Annotated in this window: 14 protein-coding genes; 8 read left to right on the forward strand and 6 right to left on the reverse strand. The window is 72.7% G+C overall.

The annotated features are described in order from the left end of the window. Window positions 1-40: 40 nt before the first annotated feature. Window positions 41-517: a YbhB/YbcL family Raf kinase inhibitor-like protein gene (locus OV090_RS28260; protein ID WP_267712098.1), complete on the reverse strand. Its 477-nt coding sequence runs from the start codon at window positions 515-517 to the stop codon at window positions 41-43. Between the two features lie 248 nt (window positions 518-765). Here OV090_RS28260 and OV090_RS28265 point away from each other — a divergent pair, with 248 nt between their 5' ends. Further along, entirely contained in the window at window positions 766-2,772 is a 2,007-nt protein-coding gene (locus OV090_RS28265; protein ID WP_267707733.1) for a hypothetical protein, read from the forward strand. Window positions 2,773-2,794: 22 nt separating this feature from the next. Here OV090_RS28265 and OV090_RS28270 read toward each other — a convergent pair whose 3' ends face one another. Beyond that, window positions 2,795-4,111 carry a hypothetical protein gene (locus OV090_RS28270; RefSeq protein ID WP_267707734.1) on the reverse strand — a complete coding sequence of 439 codons (1,317 nt, stop codon included), beginning with the start codon at window positions 4,109-4,111 and terminating at the stop codon, window positions 2,795-2,797. A 22-nt stretch (window positions 4,112-4,133) separates the two neighbouring features. Beyond that, complete coding sequence (locus OV090_RS50985; RefSeq protein WP_267707735.1) at window positions 4,134-10,259, reverse strand: tetratricopeptide repeat protein; 6,126 nt, start codon at window positions 10,257-10,259, stop codon at window positions 4,134-4,136. 319 nt (window positions 10,260-10,578) lie between these two features. On the opposite strand from OV090_RS50985, the gene OV090_RS28280 reads away from it, so the two are divergent. From OV090_RS28280 to OV090_RS28310, 7 genes are all read left to right on the forward strand, one after another. Beyond that, window positions 10,579-12,555, forward strand: coding sequence for a serine/threonine protein kinase (locus tag OV090_RS28280; protein ID WP_267707736.1), 1,977 nt, complete (start codon window positions 10,579-10,581; stop codon window positions 12,553-12,555). A gap of 125 nt (window positions 12,556-12,680) precedes the next feature. Further along, a complete protein-coding gene (locus tag OV090_RS28285; RefSeq protein WP_267707737.1) occupies window positions 12,681-13,037 on the forward strand; it encodes a hypothetical protein in 357 nt (118 codons plus the stop codon). Between the two features lie 554 nt (window positions 13,038-13,591). Next, a complete protein-coding gene (locus tag OV090_RS28290; protein WP_267707738.1) occupies window positions 13,592-14,314 on the forward strand; it encodes a histidine phosphatase family protein in 723 nt (240 codons plus the stop codon). Between the two features lie 354 nt (window positions 14,315-14,668). Further along, window positions 14,669-15,874, forward strand: coding sequence for an acyl-CoA dehydrogenase family protein (locus tag OV090_RS28295; protein WP_267707739.1), 1,206 nt, complete (start codon window positions 14,669-14,671; stop codon window positions 15,872-15,874). Window positions 15,875-15,942: 68 nt separating this feature from the next. Further along, entirely contained in the window at window positions 15,943-17,010 is a 1,068-nt protein-coding gene (locus OV090_RS28300) for a phosphotransferase family protein (RefSeq protein ID WP_267707740.1), read from the forward strand. Window positions 17,011-17,041: 31 nt separating this feature from the next. Beyond that, window positions 17,042-17,689 (forward strand): hypothetical protein, encoded by a 648-nt coding sequence (locus tag OV090_RS28305; RefSeq protein WP_267707741.1) that lies wholly within the window; start codon window positions 17,042-17,044, stop codon window positions 17,687-17,689. A gap of 408 nt (window positions 17,690-18,097) precedes the next feature. After that, a complete protein-coding gene (locus OV090_RS28310; RefSeq protein WP_267707742.1) occupies window positions 18,098-18,616 on the forward strand; it encodes a peptidylprolyl isomerase in 519 nt (172 codons plus the stop codon). A gap of 177 nt (window positions 18,617-18,793) precedes the next feature. Here the strand turns inward: OV090_RS28310 and OV090_RS28315 are convergent, their stop codons facing one another. The 3 genes from OV090_RS28315 to OV090_RS28325 form a co-directional block, all read right to left on the reverse strand. Next, entirely contained in the window at window positions 18,794-19,597 is an 804-nt protein-coding gene (locus tag OV090_RS28315; RefSeq protein ID WP_267707743.1) for a lysophospholipid acyltransferase family protein, read from the reverse strand. Window positions 19,598-19,628: 31 nt separating this feature from the next. Next, complete coding sequence (locus OV090_RS28320) at window positions 19,629-20,123, reverse strand: thioredoxin (RefSeq protein WP_267707744.1); 495 nt, start codon at window positions 20,121-20,123, stop codon at window positions 19,629-19,631. 580 nt (window positions 20,124-20,703) lie between these two features. Further along, window positions 20,704-22,029, reverse strand: a complete 1,326-nt coding sequence (locus OV090_RS28325; RefSeq protein WP_267707745.1) for an aminopeptidase P N-terminal domain-containing protein — start codon at window positions 22,027-22,029, stop codon at window positions 20,704-20,706. Between the last annotated feature and the right edge of the window lie 205 nt (window positions 22,030-22,234).

Raw genomic sequence — 22,234 nt, forward strand, 5'->3', positions numbered from 1 at the left:
GAGCGGCCGGAGCGACAGCCCGGCACGCGCGCGCGCCCGCTCACGGGGCCTTCTGCTTTTGGTACGTGCCCATCAGCTCCGCCTTGGCGATCACGTGCCCGGCCATCGCCTGCTCGAGCTGCGCGCGGGTCGGGGCCTGCAGCGACTGCAGCGTGGTGTCGAGCGCGTAGAGCGTGTGGAAGTAGCGATGGCGACCGACCGGCGGACACGGCCCGCCGTAGCCGACGCGCTTGAAGTCGTTGGTGCCCTCGCGCGCGCCCGCGGGCAGGCGGTCGGGCGTCACGCCGGCGGGCAGCGAGCCGTCGCTCGGCGGCAGATCGACGACGATCCAGTGGGTGTAGATCGTCTTCGGCGCGGCCGGGTCGGGTGCGTCGGGATCGGTCTCGACGAGCGCCAGGCTCTTGGCCGCCGCGGGCACCCCCGACCAGCGCAGCGGCGGCGAGACGTCGCTACCCTCGCAGGTGTACTCGCTCGGGATCTCCGCGCCCGCCGCGAACGCCTCCGACTCGAGGCTCATCCCGCTCGCGGGCGGATCGCCGCCGCCGGGCTCGGGTTTGGGCTGGCAGGCCAGCAGGCCGCAGGAGACGACGAGCGCGAGACGGTGCATGGCGGGGCAAACGTAGCGGAGCGGAGCCCGTGCGCAAGCTCAGCCGCCTACCTGTCCCCAAGGACATGCTCGATCGGCCCGGTCCTTCGCCCGCGACCACGCCAGTCCTCACGCGCGCGCGTCCAGGGCGCGGGCGGGCTCGGTTACGATGCGTCGTGATGATATCCCGCCCGCTTCTCCTCACCCTGGCCGTATTCCCGCTGGCCTGCGGCGACTCGACCGCCACCACCACGGACACCGACTCCTCCACCTCGAGCTCGTCGTCGACTTCGACCACCAGCGACGATCCCCCGTCGATCACCACCACCGGGACCACCGAGAGCGCCACGTGGAGCACCGAGGGTCCGACGACGACGGTCGTGCCGACCACCACCGACGCGATCACGTCGACGACGACCACCACGACCACCGATCCGACCGCGACCACGACCTCGACGACGACCACCACCGACTCGACGACGACCACCACGACGACGACCACCACCGGGGACACCGACACTGACGGCCCGCCCCCGCCCGACGTCGTGCCGGAGCTCGTGTGTCCCGGCGATCCGGACGGTCACTGCGATCCGGTGCCGGACGCCGAGCTGCTGGCGGGCGCGTCGGTGCTGTCGATCGTGCCGAACTGCTTCGAGGCGTGGACCGACCTCGACGCCGACGCCGAGTACGAGCCGCCCGGCGAGGTCTTCCTCGACTGCGGCTGCGATCGCCTGTGTCCCGGCGACCCGGGCTACGTCGCCGCCGACACCGGTGAGGACGACGGCGAGTTTCAGGCCAGCTGGCTGGCCGGCTTTCACAACGGCCGGCCCGCGACCGGCGTGCGCGGCGAGGGCCTCGGCCTCGTCGGCGAGGGCGACGGCCTGTGGGCGCGCGCGCTGGTGCTCGAGCAGGGCAACACCAAGCTGGCGATCGTCACCCTCGACCTGGTCGGCTTCTTCAACAACGAGACGCTGGCGATCCGCGACAGCCTGGCGCAGATGGGCCTCGAGGTCGACTACGTCCTGCTGCACGCGCTGCACAACCACGAGGGCCCCGACAGCATGGGCCTGTGGGGCCCGGAGCAGCTCGTCAGCGGCTACGACCCGGCCTACCGCGAGCAGGTGCGGCAGGCCATCGTCGAGTCGATCGTCGCCGCCGACGCCGCCAAGAAGCAGGTCGCGCAGATGGTCGTCGGCGAGGTCGACACCTCGACCTACCACGCCAACGGCGTCGGCAACGTCATCAACGACAGCCGCGACCCGTTCGTCGTCGACGAGATGATCGGCGCGGTCCAGCTGATCGACGGCGAGGCCCAGACGATCGCCAGCCTCGTCAGCTTCGGCAACCACCCCGAGGCGCTGTCCGACGAGAACACCCTGATCACCAGCGACTTCGCCCACGGCCTGCGGCGCACGCTCGAGCAGGGCAGCCAGTGGTTGCAGTCGCCCGGCAAGCCCGGCGTCGGCGGCCCGTGCCTGTTCCTCAACGCGGCCGTCGGCGGCCTGATGACGCCGCTCGGCATGGCGGTCAAGACCCCCGACGGCGAGACCTACCAGTCGGGCACCTTCGAGAAGGCCGACGCGATCGGCCAGCTGCTCGGCGAGATGGCCCTCGACGCGCTCGCCAACGGCGACGCCATCGACGCGCCGAAGCTCGACCTGCAGGCGCAGAAGTTCAAGCTGCGGGTCGACAACCAGAACTTCCAGGCCATGTTCCAGCTCGGGATCTTCGACCGCGAGACGTTCATGGAGATGGACGGCATGTACATCGAGACCGAGGCGGCGCTGATCAACCTCGGGCCTGCGCAGTTCCTCACCGTGCCCGGCGAGCTGTTCCCCGAGCTGGCGATCGGCGGCTACGACGGCAGTCACATCAACGTGCCGACCAAGCCGCTCGTCGACCCCAACAACACCAACCCGCCGAACCTGCTCGAGGCGCCCGAGGCCCCGTACCTCAAGGACAAGATGCACGGGACCTACCGCTTCATCATCGGCATGGGCAACGACGAGCTCGGCTACATCGTGCCCGAGTACGACTGGGTGCTCGGCGATCCGCCGTGGATCACCGAGGCCGAGGGCGACCACTACGAGGAGACCAACTCGATCGGCGTCGAGACCTTCAGCAAGATCGACGCCGCCGCGGACGTCCTGATCGCGTGGTCGAAGTGGGTCCACGGCCTGCCGTGAACCCACCCCGCGGGCGGGCGCCCTACTCCATGATGGGCGTCCGCTCGCACTCGTAGGTCACGTCGATCGTCGGTCCGTGATCGATGACCTCGAAGTCGGTGGCCTTGAGGTCCTCGAGCGAGAACGGGTCGACGCCGACGTCGTCCCAGGTCGCGCAGCCGTACACGTCGCTCTGCGCGGTCAGGGCGATGTTGCCGCCGTCGGACATGTACATGCCGTACTTCTGCAGCGCCTTGGCGATCACCTGCGCGCCGGGGCTGAGGTTCTCGACCGGGTAGTCGGCGCGCAGGCGCATGTGGCCGCCGTACGGGATCGACGTCATCGGCCCGGTGGTGTTGGTGCCGTGGGTCGCGGGCGCCACGTACTTCTTGGCGCGGATCATCGAGTTGGGCAGGATGAACCGGATCGCGTGGTTGATCTCGCCGGCCGCGACCTCCTCGGCCGAGAACAACAGCGGCGCGATCGGGAAGCCCGCCGCGTCGGCGCTGGTGCACTGCTGGCCGCGGCCGTCGAGGTCGTAGGTCTTCGAGGTGTCCCACAGCGCGAGGCAGCCGGCGGTGAACTGATCGGACTGCGCGTCGACGGTCGCGTGGTAGACCTCGTAGAGCCGCTGCTCGCTGCGCGACACCACGATCATGTGACAGTCGGCGCCGTCCTGGTAGCCGCTGCAGTCGTAGCCCTCGAAGCTGTCGGCGGGCGGGATGTCCTGTGGGTAGTCCTCGACCACGCCGCCGGGCGGCAGCGGGATCGGGGCGACGTCGCAGTCGGGCGAGTAGTAGTAGTCGTTGTCGAGCTCGTAGGTCCGCTTCTCGGTGCCGGCCGGCGCGTCGATTGCGGTGATGCTGAAGTCGATCCGCATCGTCCCGGTGCCCCACCCGTTCGGCGGCGAGTTCTGCACCATCCACTGCGTGATCGCGGCTGAATCGGGCGCGACCGGGTCGCTCGACGCGTCGTGGTACCAGATCGCGTCGGCCGGGAAGAACAGACCCTCGGCCTGAGAGGCACACAGGGTGCTGTCGTCGCCCGCGCCGGTGGTGGTGTCGGGCCCGGTCGTGTTCGTCGTCGTGCCCGGCTCTGTGGTCGGCCCGGCGGTCGTGTCGGTGGTCGGCCCGCTGGTGCCGGGGCCCGTCGTCGGGTCGCTCGTCGGACCCGCAGTCGTCGGCTCGGAGGTGGGGCTCGGGCCGCCGGTCGAGGCTGTCTCCGAGGACATGGTCGTCGGGCCAGCTGCCGTCCCGTCGGTCGAGGCGGCGGTCGCCTCCGTCTCGGTCTCGCCGCCGCCCCCGCCCCCGCACGCGACGGCCAGGAGGGCCGTCGCAACCCAGGTTCCGCGTATCGTCATGTCCGACCTCCGGACGGGGATGTTACCCCGTCAGGAGGCCGGTGCGACGGCGCAGATCGATCGCGCTCTCGCTGCACCAGAAGCGCAGGAGGTCGGCGATGACCTCGGAGTTGAAGACGAGCTCCTCGCCCTCGAGGTAGAGCAGCGCCTGGTCCTCTTGCCGCAGCAGGGCCGCGCACGACGGCAGGTCGGCGGCGATGAGCGCCGCGGCGCGCAGCGACGTCGTCTTGAGGTCGGCGTACCACGCGTGGAAGTCGACCGGCGCCGACTGAGCGTATTCGGCCGAGACATCCTGCAGCACCTGCCGCTCGCGCCGGCCGAGCACCTTGACGATGCGCCGCTGGAGGTCGTCGAGCGCGCTCGGATCGGCGAGGTTCGAGCCGTAGTTGGGCGCGGCGGTGCGAGCCGCGGCGGCGAGGATCAGCATCAGCTCCGAGGCCTTGAAGCGGGTCACCGCCTGCAGGCCGCGCTGCACGTAGGCCAGCGCCCGCGCGATGACGAACGCCTGCTGCGGCTCGGACAGCCGCAGCACCGTGGCCGGCACGAGCACCACCGGCAGCGCGCCGAACTCGAGGCTGACCGTGGTACCGGCGCCGCGATAGACGTAGAGGTCGTAGTCGGGCAGGCCGAACAACCCCGCGATCTTGTCGACGAAGCCGCGCAGCGGGTTGCCGGAGCGGGCCGTGATCTTCTCCTTGGCGTTGACGCTGAAGCGATTGAGGTCGCCGAGGTACAGCTTGCTGAGGCTGAGGCTGATCGCGTTGATCAGCTTCTCGGCCACCGCGCCCTGCTGGCTGCGATCGAGCTGGGCCCGCAGCACCTCGGGCGCGAACGAGTTGGGGGCCGCGGAGGCCGGCTTGGGGGTCATGCGGGTCAGCGCCCGCATGTCCGACTCGCTCGCGGCTCCGAGCACGCACAGCGGCCCGAGGCCGAGCGCGGCCTCGGCCATCTTGCCGCGGTCGACGTAGCACTGCACGAGGCCGCGCCACGGATCGGGCGACGCGGGGTAGAGCCCGGCCGCCTGACGGAACACGGCGCCGGCCTGATCGGCCAGACCCTGGGCCCGCAGACGCTCGCCGAGCGCCAGCCGCAGCGGCAGGTTCTGCTTGACCTCGGCGATGCCGAACTCGAGCGTGCCGATCGCCTTGTCGGACCGCTGCATCGCCTCGCCCTGCACGCGCGCCAGCTCGAGGTAGGCGCGCCCGAGCTTGGCGTCGTCGCCGGCGACCTGCTGCAGGTGCCGCATCAACGCCTGCTCGTACAACTCCCAGTCGTCGGCGCTCTGCACCTGCTTGGCGTACTCGCCGGCCGCGACGCCGTCGGGGCCCTCGAGCGCGACCGCGCTGAGCAGCGCCTCGAGGCCCTGCAAGCGGCGGCCCTGGTGCAGCTCGATGTGCGCGAGGTGGACGATCGCGGCCACGCGGTCGTCGATGGTCGTCGAGGCCCGCAGCAGCCGCCGCGCCGTCTCGGCCGCCGCCGCACCGTCGCCCATGCGGGCGTAGACGTCGGTGAGGGCCAGCAGCGCCCCGCGGTCGTCGGGCCGCGCCTGCAGCGCCGCCTCGAGGCACTGACGCGCGCGCGGCAGGTCGCCGATGTGATCGGCGAGCAGACCCGCGAGGTTGCGGTTGGCGGTGAACAGCGCGTCGGGCTGGCTGGCGACCTGCAGGATCTCCCCGTAGATCTCGGCCGCGTCGCCCCACTGCGCGTTGCGGTTGTAGAGGTCGGCCAAGAACAGCAGCATCGGCACGTGGCGCGGCCTGTCCCGAAGGACACGTCGCAACACGCTGATGCCGCCGGCCAGGTTGCCGAGCTCGTCGGCGTACAGCTCGGCGATCCGCAGCCACAGCGCCGCCGAGCGCTCAGCCCCGCGGGCCGCCGCGGCCGCCTGCGACAGCTTCTCGAGCAGGCGCGTGCCCTGCTCGAGCATGAGCAGGATCTTGTAGAGCATGTCGGCCGCCTCGGCGTGGTCGGGGTAGCGCTCGAGCGCGAGCTCGAGGTCCCGCGTCGCCGACTCCGGATCGTCGAGCCGCTGCAGGCGGATCTTGGCCGTCTCGACCAGCAGGTTGGCCGCCGTCTCGCCGCTGCGCTCGGCCGCGGCCAGGCGCGCCTTGGCGGCCGCCAGCGCCCGCGGATCGTCGATCAGCGTCGACACGCGCACGAGCCCGAGGATCGCCCCGAGGCTCTCCGGATCGCCGGTGAGCGCCATCTCGTAGCTCTTGGCCGCCGCTTGCAGCGAGCCGGCGCGCTCGAGCGTCTCGCCGAGGCGCGTGTAGTAGGCGCCGAGCAGCGTCGGGTCCTCGCCCTCGATGTTGACGACCTGGGCGTCGATGCGGGCCAGGGTCTGGTCGTCGCGCCCGGCGATCGCCAGCCGCTCGAGCCCCGACAGCGCCACCGGATCGGTGGGCGCGCGCTGCAGCACCGCCGCGTAGGTGTTGCGGATCGTGTCGATGTCGGCGCCGACCGGGCCTTCGTAGAGGCGGGCCAGCTCGCGCAGCGCCGCCACCTTGGCGCCGTCGTCGGCGACGTGCTTCGACAGCCGCACCTGCAGGTCGGCCAGCGACTTCCACATGCCCTGCTGGCGGTACAGCGCGTCGAGGGCCAGCATCGCCGCGAGGTTGCCGGGCTCGCGCTCGAGCACCCGCTCGTACGCGGCGATGGCCCGCTCCGCCTGGCCGAGCTGCTCGGCGAACACCTCACCGGCGCGCAGCAGCGCCGCGGTGGCCAGCGAGCCGTCCTTCGCCGTGGCTGCCTCTTGGGCCAGGTCCTCGACCACCCCGGGCCACGCCTCGAGCGCCGCGCGCACGCGGGCCAGGCCGTCGAGCGCCGGCCGGTAGTCGCCCAGGGCCTGCAGCGCCGCCTGGTAGGCGACCACCGCCCGCGGCGGGTCGCCGAGGTGCTCCTCGTAGACGCGGCCGATCCGGTAGGCCACCTGGGCCCGCGCCCGCGGCTCCGACAGCCCGCGCAGCTCGGTCTCCAGCACGTCGACCAGCTCCTGCCAGCTCTTGCCGCGCTCGAGCAGCCGCTGCAGCGAGTGCAGCGAAGGCCCGTGCTTGGCGTCGATCTCGATCGCGTTGCGGTAGCAGCCGATCGCTCGCCGCGTGTCGGCCAGCCGGCTCTCGCACAGCCCGCCCATCGTGTGCAGCAGCGCCACCGCGGCCTTGCCCGGCGGCGTGATCACCAGCTCGCGCTCGTAGGTGTTCAGCAGCTCGTCCCAGCGACCTGTCCGATGGTACAGGCGGCCGATGCTCGCCAGCGCCGGCGCGTACTTCGGGTCGACCTCGAGCACGCGGCGCAGGCGGACCAGCGCGCCGTCGCGGTCGTCGAGCTTCTCGTCGAGCACCTCGCCGGCGCGGTGGAGCAGCTGGACGATGCGCGGCTTGTCGAGCGTCTTGCTCGCCTCGAGCTCGATCGCCTCGACCAGCTCCTTGTAGCGGCCCGCGACCTCGCAGGCCCGCTGCAGCGCGTGGATCGCCCCGATGTGGTCGGGGTCGATCTTCAAGATCCGGCGGTACGTGTGAGCGGCCTGGACCGGCTCGTTGAGGTAGTCGATGTAGAGGTCGGCGATGCGGGTGAGGTAGGCGATCCGGCGATCGTCCTCCTCGGCCGAGTCGATGCCGCGCTCGAGCAGCTCGATGAGCTCGTGGTGGCGGCCCGCGGCGGCGAACAGGCGCAGCAGCGCCTTGAAGGCGGTCGCCAGGCCCGGGTGCAGCGTCAGCGCGCGCGAGTGGTACTCCATCGCCCGCTCGGGATCCTCGAGCTGGATCTCGTGGATCTCCGCCATCTTGGTGTACGCCGCGGCCGCCCGCTGGGCGTCGTTGACCGCCTCGGCCTCGGCCTGCAGCATGTGCAGCAGGCGGTCCCACTGCTTCTTGCGCGTCAGCAGCTTCGACAGCGCGCGCAGGCTCGGGCGGTAGGCCGGCTCGATGTCCAGCGCCGCCTCGTACCAGACCATCGCCTCGTCCTCGTTGTGGAGGCGGTTCTCGACGATGTCGCCGATCTGGTAGAGGACGCTGATCTTCTCCGACGGCAGCTCGAGCAGCTCGACCAGAGTCTGCAGCGTGCGCGTCATCGCGTCGTAGCGCTCCGCGGCCTCGTACAGGCGGATCAGCTCCTCGAGCACCAGGCGGTAGCGCGGGCTCTCGGTGACCGAGCGCTCGAGCGCGGCGATCGCCTTGTCGCGGCTGCCGAGCCGTTCGGAGTGCAGGCGGGCGATCCGGTAGTAGGACATCGCCCGCACTTCGGGGTCGCTCAGCTGCTGCGCCTCGCGCTCGAGCACGCTGATGAGCTCGCGCCAGCGGTGCTGCCCGTGGTGCAGGCGCTTGAGCGCCGCGAACGCGCCCGAGGCCGCCGGGTCGAGGTCGAGCGCCGTCTCGAGCAGCTCGACCGAGCTGCCGACGCTCTTGAGCCGCACCTCGGCCAGGTGGGCGCGGCGGGCCACCAGCGCCGAGCGCAGGCGCGGGTCCTTCTCGACCGCGCTGGCCAGCTGCGCCGTCGTCCGCTCGAGCTGGTCCCACGCGCCGGCCTTGGCGTCGAGCTGCTCGAGCGCGCGGAGGTAGGCGACGTTGCTCGGATCGAGGTCGCGGGCCTGGGCGAACGTCGAGCGCGCCTCGCCCTCGTTGGCGAGCCCGTCGAGCAGCACCGTGGCCTTGGCCGCCAGCAGCGCCGCCTTGCGCTTCTGGTCCGAGGTCAGCCGGATCTCGGTGTCGAACAGCGGCAGCGCGCGCGACCAGTTCTTCTGCGCCAGCAGCGAGCGCCGCGCCCCGCGGACCACCGGCAGGAACTCCGGCGCCAGCCCGTGCGCGCGCAGGTAGTAGGTCGACGCCTGGGCGACGTCGCCGAGCGGGTACTCGTAGAGCCGGCCGATCTCGTACGACAGCCGGGCCGCGCGGAACAGATCGGGCTGGGTCGCCAGCTCGGCCTCCCACGCCTCGATCTGGGCCTGGGCCGCGCGCAGGAACGGGTTCTCGGCCGCCATCGCCGGGCTCGAGATGGTCCGCGTCACCGGCCCCGAGGGCCCGCGCGCGCCGGTCGCCGGCACCCCCGAGGGGCCCGACATCGGCGTGGTCCGCGAGCGCGGCGGCTCGCCGGGCGCGAGCGGAGCTGGCCCCGAGGACCTGTCCCCGAAGACCTGTCCCGGAGCACCTGGCAGAGGGGACCTGTCCGAAGGAGCCTGTCCTCTCGGGTTGGGCGGCGGCGCGCCGCGGGCGAGCAGGCGGGTCCGCAGCGCCTCGGGCATCGGCGCCGCCGGGCCGGGCCGGGGCGTGGTGTCGGGGTTGGACAGGCGCGTCGCCGAGTCGGAGGACAGGCGCGTCGCCGAGTCGGAGGCGCGCGGCGCCTCGACGGGCGCGCGGGCCGCCTGGACCACGGCCGGATCGATCTCGCCGTCGCGGGCCGTCGCCGCCAGCACGTCGATCTGCGGCGTGACCCCCGAGGGCTCGGCGTCGATGTCCACCTCGAGATCGACCGGGATCGTCTTCGCCGCCGCGACCTCTTCCGGCTTGCCTGGCCGAGCCGGCGGGGCGCCCGCCCCGGCGACCGGCGGGACCACGGGCGGCACCGGGCCGGCCGCGGCCGGCTGCGGTTGCGACGGCGCCTTCGAGTTGGCGCCGCTGCCGATCAGCGTGGTGGTGCCGAGCGCCGGCGTGGGTCGGGAGACCCCACGCATCGGCATGGCGCCGAGGCTCTTGCCGAGCCCGCCGAGCCCCAGGTTCGGCGGCGCCGGCTTGCCGGACTCGGCCGCGGGCTTGGGCTCGTTCAGCTTGGCGAACGGCCGCGACGGCTCCGGCTTCGCGGGCGCAGGCGCCGGCGCGGACGCCTTCGGCGGCTCCATCTTCTCGGTCTTCACCTCGGGCGCTCGCGGCGCCGGCGGCACCGGCCGCGTCGGCGGGCGCGCCGGTTCGTCGGCCTGCAGTTCGATGTCGTCGTCGATGTCGACCTCGATCGGCGGCATCGTGGGCATCGGCGGGATCGCACCGGGCCGAGCCGCCACGCCCAGCCCCGTCGCTCGCTCGTCGACGATGATCGCGTCGAACAGATCTGCGGGATCGCGGGGAATCTCGTCGTCCCGGAGCGGCCCGCCGGGAAGATTGATCGGAGGCCGACCCGGAGAGCTCGCGGGCTTTCCACCCTTGTCGTCTTGCTGCGCCACGGTGACGCGAGTATGCCCGATCCGGCGGCCGATGGACCTGCTGGCCGGGCGCTTGCGACCGGAATTCCGCCGTACTCGGGCGCTTCGGCCGGTTTTGCGCGAAGTCCGCAGGCGGCTCGCCCGTCCGGCGCACTGCGATCCCCCGCGTCGTGCGGCCGTCTGTCGCGAGCCGATGGCGCCGTCGCGACGGCGTTCGCTCGCGACCGAGGATCGAATGCGATCGCGGCCTGTGATCGATCTGACCGATCGGTCAGCCTCGAGAAAGCAAATTTCTTGCGCTCGTCCGTCCGCTGGTCACTATGCTTCCGGCGGATCGATCATGGCGAGCACCGACGACAGCCCGCGCGCCGACGTCTCGATGACCTCGGGGCCAGGTGTCCTGCTGGGCGGCCGCTATCGCCTCTCCAGCCGGCTCGGGCGTGACACGCTCGGCGAGCTCATGCGCGGCGAGGACCTCGAGCTGGGGCGACCGATCGCAGTGAGGTTCGTACCCCCCGAGCTCGTCGTCGGCGACGAGCTCGTCGCCCGCCTCGAGCTCCGCCGCAGCCGCAACCTCCGCTTGCCGCGCGGCGACGTGCCGCTGCTGGCCGATCTCGTCGATCTCCTCGACCTCGGGCACGACGAGCGCGGCCGGATCTTCGTCGTCACCGACATGTTCCCGGACGCCAGCCTGGCCGACGAGCTCGCGCGCCAGGGCCCGCCGCCGTGGCAGCGCCTGCGCTCGCTGCTGGTGCGCGCCTGCCAGATCGTCCACCTGTCCCATGAGCACGGAATGATCCGCCAGGATCTTTCGACCAGCAGCCTGTATCCAGTGCGCGACAAGAACGACCCGGGCACGCTCAAGGTCGTCAGCCCCGGCCTGCTGGTCGCCAGCGGCGGGCGGGTGTGGTCGTGCGCCGATCCCAAGGCGGCGCTGCGGCTGGCCCGCTACGCCGCGCCGGAGCAGATCAGCACCGGCGTCATCGATCGCCGCACCGACGTCTACGCGCTCGGCGTCATCCTCTACGAGTGCCTCACCGGCCGGGTGCCGTTCGTCGACCCGCGCCCGGCTCACGTCCTCGCGGCCCACCTCATCACCCCGCCCGCGCCGTTTCCTGCGGCCGTGCGGCGCCGGATCCCCGCCGAGCTCGAGGCCATCGTCCTGCGCGCCCTCGCCAAGTCGCCCGACGATCGCTGGCCCACGGTGATGGCGCTCGCCAACGCCATGGCCGCGATCGAGGTCGGCCGGCTGCAGTTCAGCGGCACCCTCGACACCGGCGACGCCGACGACTTCACCGAGCACCTCGAGCCGCAGGCCTCGGCCCTCAGCATGCGCGTCGACCGGGCGCGCCTGTCGGGGCGCGCCGGCCTCGTGCCCGTGTCCGACGCCGCCAGCACCGGCGAGCACGCCCTGCGCGACATCCTCGACGCCGCCGACAGCAGCGCCGTCCTGTCGCGCACCGCCACCTCGATCCACGACAGCGCCCCCACTTTGCCCTACGGCCGCGCCAGCGAGTCGGCCACCCGCTGGGCCGTGCCGCCCGAACCCGGCTCGCCCCGCCTGTCGCCGCGTCGCCTGGTGCCGCTGCTGGTCGCCGCGGGCCTGTGCCTCGTCACCGCCGGGATCGTCAGCGGCTCGCTGCGCCCTGCGCCGGGGCGGCCCGTGAGCGGCTCGTTCGACGGCGCGGTCGCCCTGTCGACCCCTCGCCCGGCCGCGAAGTCCCCGTCCGGCTCCGCCACGGGCCGCATGGGTCCTGTCATCCCCGCCTCGACCCTGAAGCCTGCCAGCGTCCCCGAGGAGCCCTGCACCGACCCGCAGCACGGCGAGTGCTCGGGCACCGCCGACCACGCCGACGCGCTCGCAGCAGACCCCCCCGCGCCCTCGTCCGCGGCCAAGAAGGCCGCGGCGCTCCACGGCCCGTCGGCCGCGCAGCCGCCCCTCCCGGGCCTCGTCCCCGCCCGTCCTCCCGGCTCGCCTGCAGCGAGCGTCCCCCCGGCATCGCCCCCAGGCGACGCGCCAGGCCTCGCAGACGGCCCTGCCAGCCCATCGCCAGGCGCCGACGTCCCCGGCAGCCCGGCCTCGATGGCGCCGTTTCTGGCCCTCCAGCCGCCCCCGTCGGGCGCCGGGCCGTCCCAGGCGTCCCCGTCCGTCCCGCCCGCCGAGGACCGCGTTCCAGCCGCCGGCAAACGGTCGGCAGCGCGTCCGAAGCCCGCTCCCTTGCCGCGCAAGCCGGCTCCGGGCGCGAGGCCGTCCGACGACGGCGGCCACGAGCTGCCGGACCCGGCCGGACCTCGGCCGGCCACTCCGGCGCCGTGACGCGCGTGTGACTTAACGGCGCGGGGGGTCCTCGGGACCGCGCGTGGGGCCGCCCCGGGCGACTTTGCGGCCGACCTCGCCGGAGGGTTTGCCACCGCCTCCGCCATCGCCTATCCATGATGTCCATGGGTTCATACGAACATGACGACGACGATCGCCCCGGCGTCGCCGCCCGCTTCGCCAAGGGTTCCCTGCTCGTGCTCGGCGGCCTGTTCGCCCTGATGATCGCCGCCAGGATGGTGTTCGGCCTGTTCTTCGCCGTCCTCGGCAACGTCCTGTTCGTCGGCGCCCTCGCCGGCGCCGGCTACATCGGCTACCGCCTGGTGGCGGGCAGCGGCGAGCGCAAGGCCGTCACCGGCGGCCGCAGCGCCCGCGCCCTCGGGCCCGGCCGCAAGCGCAGCGGCGGCGACGACTTCGAGCGCAAGATGCGGGAGCTCGAGGCCATCGAGCGCCAGCTCGACGCCGAGATCTCGAAGCGCTGAACGAGCGCATGGCACGAAGGACAGGCCCTTTGGGACCTGTCCTTTCGCGCATACGCGATCGGACATGTCCTTTCGGACCTTTCCTGAAGAACATGTCCGAACGAACTCCTGCCCTGAGCGCAGGACACCGGCCAGGAAACCGACGGCGCGCCCGAGTCAGACGCTGGACCGACCGAATCGGACGGAACCCCGAGATACGAGACCCGGACCGTGAACCTCCGGCGACCGGCGGCTAGGTGGCTCGCCGCCGGTCGAGCGCCGTCCCGGCGCTCGCCGAAGCCCCTCGCCCGACCTCGCCTGGATCCGCGCCGTTGGAGGCTCGCCCGAGCGCCCAGAGCCCTCGAAGGCGCCGCTCGCCCTGCCTCGCCGTCAAGGCGGCTCGTATCGCGCCCACACGCCTCACCCGCGCCGGCGCGCGGTCGCATGGATCCGGCGCGCCAGCGCGGGCTCGCCCTGCCTCGCCGTCAAGGCGGCTCGTATCGGCCCCGCACGCCTCACACGCCCCAGCGCGCGCTCGCGTTGATCCGGCGCGCCAGCGCGGGCACGATCGCGGGGTGAGCCGACTGCTGATCATCCGCCACGGCCAGGCTTCGCTCGGCGCCGCCGACTACGACGTCCTCTCGCCGCTCGGCGAGCGGCAGGCCGACGCCCTCGGCCGCTACCTCGCGCGCATGATCGATCCGCCGCACGCCATCTACGCCGGCCCGCGCAAGCGTCAGCGCGACACCGCGGCCCTGCTCGTCGCCGGCGCGCGGCAGACCGGCGCCGAGTTCCCCGACCCGAGCGAGCTGCTCGACTTCGACGAGTACCCCGCGATCGCGCTGATGAAGGACGCCATGCCGTCGCTGTGCGAGCGCGACCCCGAGCTCGCAGCCCTGGCCACCACGTGGATGGCGGCCGAGCGCGGCACGCCCGGGCACCAGCGGGCCTTCGAGCTGGTGTTCCAGGCCGCCATGCAGCGCTGGCACGCCGGCGAGGTCGAGCACCCCGCGGTCGAGCCCTTCCGCGAGTTCCAGGCCCGAGTCGCCCGCGGCCTCGACCACGTCATGCAGCAGCACCCGCGCCAGAGCACCGTCCTGGTCGTCACCTCGGCCGGGCCGGTCGGCGTCGTCACTGCCCTCGCGCTCGGCCTCGACACCTGGGCTGGCCTCAAGACCAGCTTCATCGTCCACAACGCCTCGCTCACCGAGTTCGCCTACCGCCCCGGCGAGGTGCAGCTGCGGGTCTTCAACGCCCTCCCGCACATCCACGAGCGCGCCCACGTCACCCTGCGCTGATCGGCGGCCTGCAGCGAGATCGCCCCGAGGCCGGGTGAGCGCATCCAAGGCCTTCGCGTCATCACAAGCGCGCGCATCACGTTCGCCCCCACGGGTCTTCCTGTCCGCACCGCGAGCGGGCCTCGCCTGCTGCACCGCCCGTGAACCTCGCGCGCAGCCCTCGGCTGCTGCACAGCACGCTCGTGCTCTCGGCCCGAGAGCCACGAGACCCACCGGACGTGAACACCGCCCCGTAGCCTCACCACCCGAGCGCGAGGCGCCACGACGGTCGGCCCCGACGCCCTCCACTCGCCGCACCGGGCCTCTTGCGCGCCGTGGCTCCGAACGCGCCTCCTGCGGTAGCCTGGCGTCATCATGGACTTTGCGATCCCGCCCGCGACCGAGGCCCTGCTCGACCGAGCCCGCGCCTTCATGCGCACCCACGTCTTCCCGGTCGAGCCGACCGTGCTCGCGCGTGGCGTCGCCGACAGCGACGACGTCGTCGCCGGCCTGCGCTCGGCGGCCCGCGCCGAGGGTCTGTGGCTGCCGCAGATGGCCAAGGACGAGGGCGGGCTCGGCCTCTCGCTCCTCGATCACGGCCTCTTGAGCGAGGTCCTCGGCCACAGCCCGCTCGGTCACCTCGCCTGCAACTGCCAGGCGCCCGACGCCGGCAACATGGAGATCCTCCACCGCTACGCCACCGCCGCCCAGCGCGAGCGCTGGTTGGAACCACTGCTGCGCGGCGACATCCGCAGCTGCTTCGCCATGACCGAACCGGACACCGCCGGCTCCAACCCCACCCAGCTGCGCTGCACCGCCCGCCTCGACGGCGACGACTACGTCCTCGACGGCCGCAAGTGGTTCACCACCGGCGCCGACGGGGCCGCCTTCGCAGTCGTCATGGCCGTCACCGATCCAGCCGCCGAGGCCCACCGGCGGGCCAGCATGCTGATCGTCCCGACCGACACCCCCGGCTTCCGCCGCGTCCGCAACGTCCCGATCTTCGGCCACTCCGGCGCCGGCTGGGACTCGCACGCCGAGATCGAGTTCATCGCCTGTCGTGTCCCCAAGGACAGCTTGCTCGGGCCCGCCCACGGCGGCTTCGTCATCGCCCAGGAGCGCCTCGGCCCCGGGCGGATCCACCACTGCATGCGCTGGCTCGGCATCTGCGAGCGCGCCCTCGGCCTGATGGCCGCGCGGGCCGTCAGCCGCGAGCTCGCTCCCGGCGAGCGCCTCGCCGACAAGCAGATCGTCCAGTTCTGGCTGGCCGAGTGCCGCGCCCGCATCGACGCCGCCCGCCTCCTGGTCCTGCGCACCGCCTGGCTGATCGACCAGCACGGCTTCGCCGCCGCCCGCGACGACATCTCCCTGATCAAGTTCCACGTCGCCGAGGTCCTGTCCGAGGTCCTCGACCGCGCGATCCAGGTCCACGGCGCGCTCGGCCTCACCGACGACACCGTGCTCGCCTTCTTCTACACCCGCGAGCGCGGCGCCCGGATCTACGACGGCCCCGACGAGGTCCACAAGGTCGCCGCCGCCCGCCGGATCCTCGCCCGCCACCGCCCGGGCCGGGCCGGCTGACCCTTCGCACCTGTCCCTGCGAACCTGTCCTTTCCGACCTTCCCCATTCGACCTGTCCTGGAGGACTCATGACTGCGATCGACACCCCGCGCCCTGTCCGCCCCGGCGAGGAGCTCGACCTCGAGCGGCTCGCGCCCTACTTGCGCGATGTCCTGGGAGCGTCGGGCGACGCCGAGGTCGCCGTCCAGCAGTTCCCGGGCGGCCACTCCAACCTCACCTACCTCGTCACCGTCGGCGGCGACGCCTACGTCCTGCGGCGGCCGCCGTTCGGCACCCAGGTCAAGACGGCGCACGACATGGAGCGGGAGCACGCCCTCCTGTCCCGGCTCGCGCCCGTGTGCGAGCGAGCGCCGCGGCCCGTCCACCTCTGCCTCGACGAGTCGATCCTCGGCGCCAAGTTCTACCTGATGGAGCGGCGCCAGGGCGTCGTCGTCCGCCGCACCCCGCCGCGCGGCGTCGAATTCACCCCCGTGCTCGCCCGGGGCCTCGCTGCCGCCGCCGCCGACGCGCTCGCCGGCTTGCACGCGATCGACATCGAGGCCACCGGCCTCGTCGCGCTCGGCCACCCCGACGGCTACGTGCGGCGTCAGGTCGAGGGCTGGACGAAGCGCTACCTGGCGGCCAAGACCGACGACATCCCGGCCGTCGACGCCGTCGCCGCCTGGCTCTGGGGACACATGCCGACCTCGGGCGCGCCCACGCTTCTTCACAACGACTTCAAGTACGACAACCTCGTGCTCGCCCCCGACGACCTCACGCGGATCACCGCGATCCTCGACTGGGAGATGGCCACTGTCGGCGACCCGCTCATGGATCTCGGCACCGCCCTCTGCTACTGGGTTCAGGCCGACGACCCGCCCGAGCTGCAGGCCTTCGCCTTCGGCCCGACGCACGCGCCCGGCAGCTTCACCCGGGCCGAGTTCGCCGAACACTACGCGCGTCGCACCGGTCGCAGCCTCGACGCCATCCACTTCTACTACGCCTTCGGCCTGTTCAAGACCGCCGTCGTGGCCCAGCAGATCTACCTCCGCTTCGCCCGCGGCCACACGCAAGACCCGCGGTTCGCCATCATGATCGAGGCAGTGCGCGTCCTCGCCGCGCAGGCCGAGCGCGCCACCGCCAGGGCCCACCTGTAACGTCCGCCGCGGCGCCCCGTTGACGCCGCGCATGCCGACCCACCGCGCGCCCCTCGCCCTCGTCCTCGCCCTCCTCGTCCCCGCTTGCGGCAGCGACGGGGATCCGGGCGACGACGGCTCGACCGGCGACGACACGACCTCGACCGCGGCGACCGCGAGCACCACCGAAGCCGCCTCGACCGCGGACGCGCCGACCACCTCGAGCACCACCGGCGACGGCGGCACGACGTCCGGCGCGAGCACGACCTCGCCAGCGAGCACGACCGGAGACGACGACGCGTTGCCGCCGACCGACTCCGCCGAGCAACTCGAGGCGTGGCTGGCCGCCGGCGTCTACGAGAGCTGGCCCGCCGAGTCGCAGCTCCACGCCTCCGCGGGCCCGCACGGTGGCAACGTGCGGACCTTCGTCAACCCCGCGCTCGCAGAGTCGCTCGCCGCCAGCGGAACGCACCCGCAAGGGGCTGCCAGCGTGAAGGAGCTGTACGGCGACGGCACCGACGAGATCGTCGGCTACGCAGTGATGGTCAAGCTCGCCCCCGACAGCGCAGGCGGCGACGGCTGGTACTGGTACGAGCGCCTCGACACCACCGTGTACGCGGATGACATCGGCGTCAACCTGTGTACCGGCTGCCACGGCGGTGGGTCCGATTACGTCCTCACACCGTGGCCGCTGCAGTGAGGTGATCCAGACGATGTCGGGCGCCGCGCACGTCGCCACGCCGGAGAAGTGGTGCTACAGTGACGAAGCGCGAGCGGGACGCTCGGCATGAGGCCTAAAGTTCTACCTACTCCGTTCGACCAGGGGTCCGTCTCTGACCAGCAGGTGTGCAGGCTCGTCCGACGAGAAGCCCGACGCGGTTAACGCAGATCCCACCTACTAGATGTAGGGGTTGAACTTCGGCCACATCATGTCGGGCGACCCGCTCGCCTTTTGGTTCTCTCCGCTCGCGGCGACTTCGGCCCCGAGACATGTCCGTCGAGCGACGCTCGCGGAGCCGTCGTCGCGCGTGAGGCTCGCGGGTGTACGCAGTTAGCCGGCTGGCGGCCACCGGCGTCCGCGCCGGGTTGTGGTAGAGTCCGCGGCCTCATGGCAAACCCGCGCGTCTACTTCGACATCTCCATCGGCGGTGCTCCCGCCGGCCGCATCGTGTTCGAGCTGTTCGCCGACGTCGTCCCGACGACCGCGGAGAACTTCCGCGCGCTGAGCACCGGCGAGAAGGGCGTCGGCCGCTCCGGCAAGCCGCTCCACTTCAAGGGCTCGAGCTTCCACCGCATCATCCCGGGCTTCATGTGCCAGGGCGGCGACTTCACCCGCGGCAACGGCACCGGCGGCGAGTCGATCTACGGCGAGAAGTTCGCCGACGAGAACTTCAAGCTGAAGCACACCAGCAAGTACCTGCTGTCGATGGCCAACGCGGGCCCCGGCTCCAACGGCTCGCAGTTCTTCATCACCACCGCCGAGACCCCCTGGCTCGACGGCAAGCACGTCGTGTTCGGCAAGGTCGTGTCCGGCACCGAGGTGGTCGACGCGATGGAGAAGGTCGGCTCCCGCAACGGCGCCACCAGCAAGACCGTCACCATCGAGGACTCCGGCCTGGAGGCCTGAGCCGGCGTGGCGCCCCGCCCGCCTGTCTCTTTAACCATGTCCCCGGGACCAGGCACGCCTGGTCTTCGGGGCATGTCTTTTTGTGCGCAGGACCCGCTCGCCCGCGACCCGCGTCCACCGTCGCTCCCGCTCTCTGCGCGCCCTCCCCCCTTCGGCCGCGCGCAAGCCGTCTGTCCCTCAGGACAGGTCGCTCCGCCCCCGCCCGGCCGGCTCGCCGTCGACCTCGGCGAGGTCCACCCCGCGCACGGCCGCCAGCCCCGCCAGCATCCGCGCCCGCACCTCCGCGCGCAGGTCGGCGGCGTCGGCCCCCGGACCGAGGTCGGCCAGCGCGACCGGCGGCAGCACCTGGACCGTGATCGGCAGCCGCGCACGATCGAGGCCGATCCGCCACGACGACTTCGGCAGCGCCGCGCTGGTGCCGTCGATCACGATCGGCACGACCGGCACCCCGGCCTCGACCGCCAGCGAGAACGCGCCGTGCTTGAACCCGCGGATCCGGCCGTCGCGCGAGCGCGTGCCCTCGGGGAACATGAACACCGACGAGCCGGCGTCGAGGTTGTCGCGGCACGTGCGGAGCACCGCCGCGATGCTGGCCGCGTCGCCGCGGCGCAGCCCCACGTAGCGGTTCAGCGTCATGTTCCAGCCGATGAACGGCACCCGGAACACGCTCGTCTTCGCTACCCACTTGAAGTGGCGGAACAGGGTGAACAGCACCAGCGTGTCGACGTGCGACTGGTGGTTCGAGCACAGCACGTAGACCCCGCCCGGGGCGATGTGCTCGCGGCCGCGGACGCGGACGTCCCAGCCGGGCATCAACAGCGCGTAGTGGCCGCCCCACAGGCAGGTGTAGCGGTGGAGCAGCGCCCGCCTGCGGTCGAACGGCGCAGTGACGGCCGTGATCACCAGCGCGCCGGCGAACCACAGCGGCTGGCTGAGGATGAAGTAGAGCCCGAACAGCAGGGCGGCCGCGATCCGCAGCACCCCACGAACATACGGGCTCCCTCTCCTGCGCTCAAGGCTTGCCGGCCACCAGCGGGCCCAGCCGGACCATGATGTGCTCGACCGCCCGCGAACCCTTGATCCCGCCCTCGATCTGCTTGCCGCTGGCGCGCCCCTCCGCGTCGGGCACCGCGAACAGCGGGATGAAGCGCGACTTGTAGCCCGCAGCCTCCAGCCGCGCCCGGTCGCGGTCGATGTCGAACTCGAGGAAGCGCACCCCCATCAGCCGCTGGTCGAGCTGCCCCGACTTCACCGCGTCGTGAAAGGCCACGCACGGCTCGCACCAGCCGGCGCCGACAGCGACGATCAGCGTTCCGGCCTCACGCGCCGCCTCCTCGCGCACGATCGTCGCCACGTCTCCGGCTTCGGGCGCGGCGATCAGGCGCGGCTTGGCCGGCTCGACCTTGGCCGGCGGAGCGGGCACGGACGGGCTCGCCGGCTCCGCGCACGCGAACGTGCCGGCGAGCGCGAGCGAGAGCGGAGCGAGGCGACGACGGCGAGGCGACACGGCCCCAGCATGCCAGACCGCGCGCGCCTCGGCACGCGCCGCGGCAGGCGGCCCGCGCCGCCCCGGCGTGAACTGCCGCGCACATGCTCGCGCGCTGCCGCGAGCAGGCTCGCGGACCCTCATGTTCCCCCGAGGACACGCGCTCGCCACCGCCCGATCGCCCGCCTGGCCGCCGAGGCCGGCGTGCCGATCGTCATCGACTGCACCGGCCCCGCCCTGCCCCGCGACGTTCGAGCGCCTGGATCCGCAGCGCGTCGACGTCCGCGTGCCCAGTCCCCGCTCCCGACTCCAACGGCGGCGACCTCGAACTGCTCCAGACCCGCGTCCGCGAGCTCATGGTCGCCCCCTTCCGCGGCCCCCGCGAGCCGTGCCCCCCGCGGCCCAGAGCGCTCGCCGCCCGCCGAACAGTTGCCGCGTTACACCTCATGGTCTCAGAGACATGTTCATGGCGCCATGTCCTGTGCGCCATGCCCGATCCGACATGCCGATGAAGACATGTCCACTACGACATGTCCTCTCGGATCGGCCGCGGCGCTCCGCCCCGAACGCCGTGAGCGGCCGCCGCGAGCGGCCGCCGCCGTCAGCTCTGGCCGACCAGCGCCTCGAGCTCCGCGACCCGCTTGGGCGCCCCCGCGCTGAGCACCTCGGGCGCCCCGGCGGTGACCAGAACGTCGTCCTCGACGCGGATCCCGACCCCGCGCAGCCCGGCCGGCACCTCCTCGATGACCGGGAAGTACAACCCCGGCTCGACCGTCAGCACGAAGCCGGCGCGCAGCGGCTGGGCCCGGCCGTCGACGGTGTAGCGGCCGACGTCGTGGACATCGGCGCCGAGCCAGTGGCTGGTCTTGTGCGGGTAGTACGGCTTGTACAGCTCCTCCTCGATCGCCTCGTCGACGCCGGCCTGGACCAGGCCGAGCGATCGCAGCCCGTCGCACAGCACGCGCAGGCACGCCTCGTGGATCGCGTCGAGGCTCGATCCGACCACCGCCGCTGCGATCCCGGCCTCGTTGGCGGCCAGCGCGATCTCGTAGGCGTCGCGCTGCGCCGGCGTGAAGCGGCCGCTGACCGGGAACGTGCGCGTGATGTCGCCGGTGAACAGCTCCCACTCCGCACCGGCGTCGACCAGCAGCAGGTCGCCGGCGGCGAGCGCCCCGCGAGAGGCGGTGTAGTGGAGCGTGTTGGCGTTGATGCCCGCGGCGACGATCGTCTCGTAACCGGGCCCACTCGCCCCGCGGCGGCGGAACTCGTGCTCGAGCAGCGCCTCGAGCTCGAGCTCGAGCCGACCGGGCCGGGTCGCCCGCATCGCCGCCACGTGGCCCGCCGCGCTGATGTCGACCGCGCGGCGCAGCGCAGTCATCGCCGCCGCGTCCTTCACCAGGCGGTCCTCGGCCAGCAGCGCCCGCGCGTCGCCCAGCCAGGTCGGCGCGACCTCGCCCCGGCGGTCGCCGGCGCGCAGCCGCTCGATCGCGGCGAACGCCGCCCGATCGAGCTCGGAACATGTCGAAAAGGGCAGGTACAGCTCTTCGACCCCGTCGAGGAGGCGCGGCAGCTCGAGCTCGAGCTGCGCGATCGGGAACACCGCGTCGACGCCGAGCTGCTCGCGGGCCTCGTCCGCGCTCGGCCGGCGGCCGTGGTACAGCACGTCGCGCTCGTCCTGGACCGGCAAGAACAGCGCGCTCGCCGGCGCCCGGCCCGGCCGCAGCAGCAGCACCGCGCCGGGCTCGGCGGCGCCGGTCAGGTAGTAGAAGTTCGAGTCCGGCCGGAAGCGGTAACGCGTGTCGCCGGAGCGGGTCGGCGGCTCGCCGGCGGCCAGCAGCAGCGCGGCGTCGCCGAGGCGCGCGGAGAGGCGGGAGCGACGCGCGGCGCAGGCCGCCAGATCCGGTGCAGCGACGGAGGGCTGAGGCACGATCCAAGAATAGGACCGCAAGCACTGCGGCCCCTTCGGATCCCGCGTGCGGGATGTCATGCAGCCGCGGTGCGCAACGCCGTGCGCGAGCCCTTCCGGGGGTTTGCGCGAGTCGGCCGCGGCTCGGCTGCCGAATGCGGCGACCTTCCGCGGCAACGGTCGCGTGCGCTCCGCTCCGGAGGGATTGCACCCAGCCGCCGGCCGG

This window comes from Nannocystis sp. RBIL2 (assembly GCF_026626745.1).
In the GTDB taxonomy this organism is placed as follows: domain Bacteria; phylum Myxococcota_A; class Polyangia; order Nannocystales; family Nannocystaceae; genus Nannocystis.

Excerpts from the sequence above, each read along its gene's own strand:
- OV090_RS28270 (WP_267707734.1), bottom strand. The coding sequence starts at position 4,111 with ATGACGATACGCGGAACCTGGGTTGCGACGGCCCTCCTGGCCGTCGCG.
- OV090_RS28265 (WP_267707733.1), top strand. The coding sequence starts at position 766 with ATGATATCCCGCCCGCTTCTCCTCACCCTGGCCGTATTCCCGCTGGCC.
- OV090_RS28295 (WP_267707739.1), top strand. The coding sequence starts at position 14,669 with ATGGACTTTGCGATCCCGCCCGCGACCGAGGCCCTGCTCGACCGAGCC.
- OV090_RS28260 (WP_267712098.1), bottom strand. The coding sequence starts at position 517 with ATGAGCCTCGAGTCGGAGGCGTTCGCGGCGGGCGCGGAGATCCCGAGC.
- OV090_RS28280 (WP_267707736.1), top strand. The coding sequence starts at position 10,579 with ATGGCGAGCACCGACGACAGCCCGCGCGCCGACGTCTCGATGACCTCG.
- OV090_RS28310 (WP_267707742.1), top strand. The coding sequence starts at position 18,098 with ATGGCAAACCCGCGCGTCTACTTCGACATCTCCATCGGCGGTGCTCCC.
- OV090_RS28300 (WP_267707740.1), top strand. The coding sequence starts at position 15,943 with ATGACTGCGATCGACACCCCGCGCCCTGTCCGCCCCGGCGAGGAGCTC.
- OV090_RS28305 (WP_267707741.1), top strand. The coding sequence starts at position 17,042 with ATGCCGACCCACCGCGCGCCCCTCGCCCTCGTCCTCGCCCTCCTCGTC.
- OV090_RS28285 (WP_267707737.1), top strand. The coding sequence starts at position 12,681 with ATGGGTTCATACGAACATGACGACGACGATCGCCCCGGCGTCGCCGCC.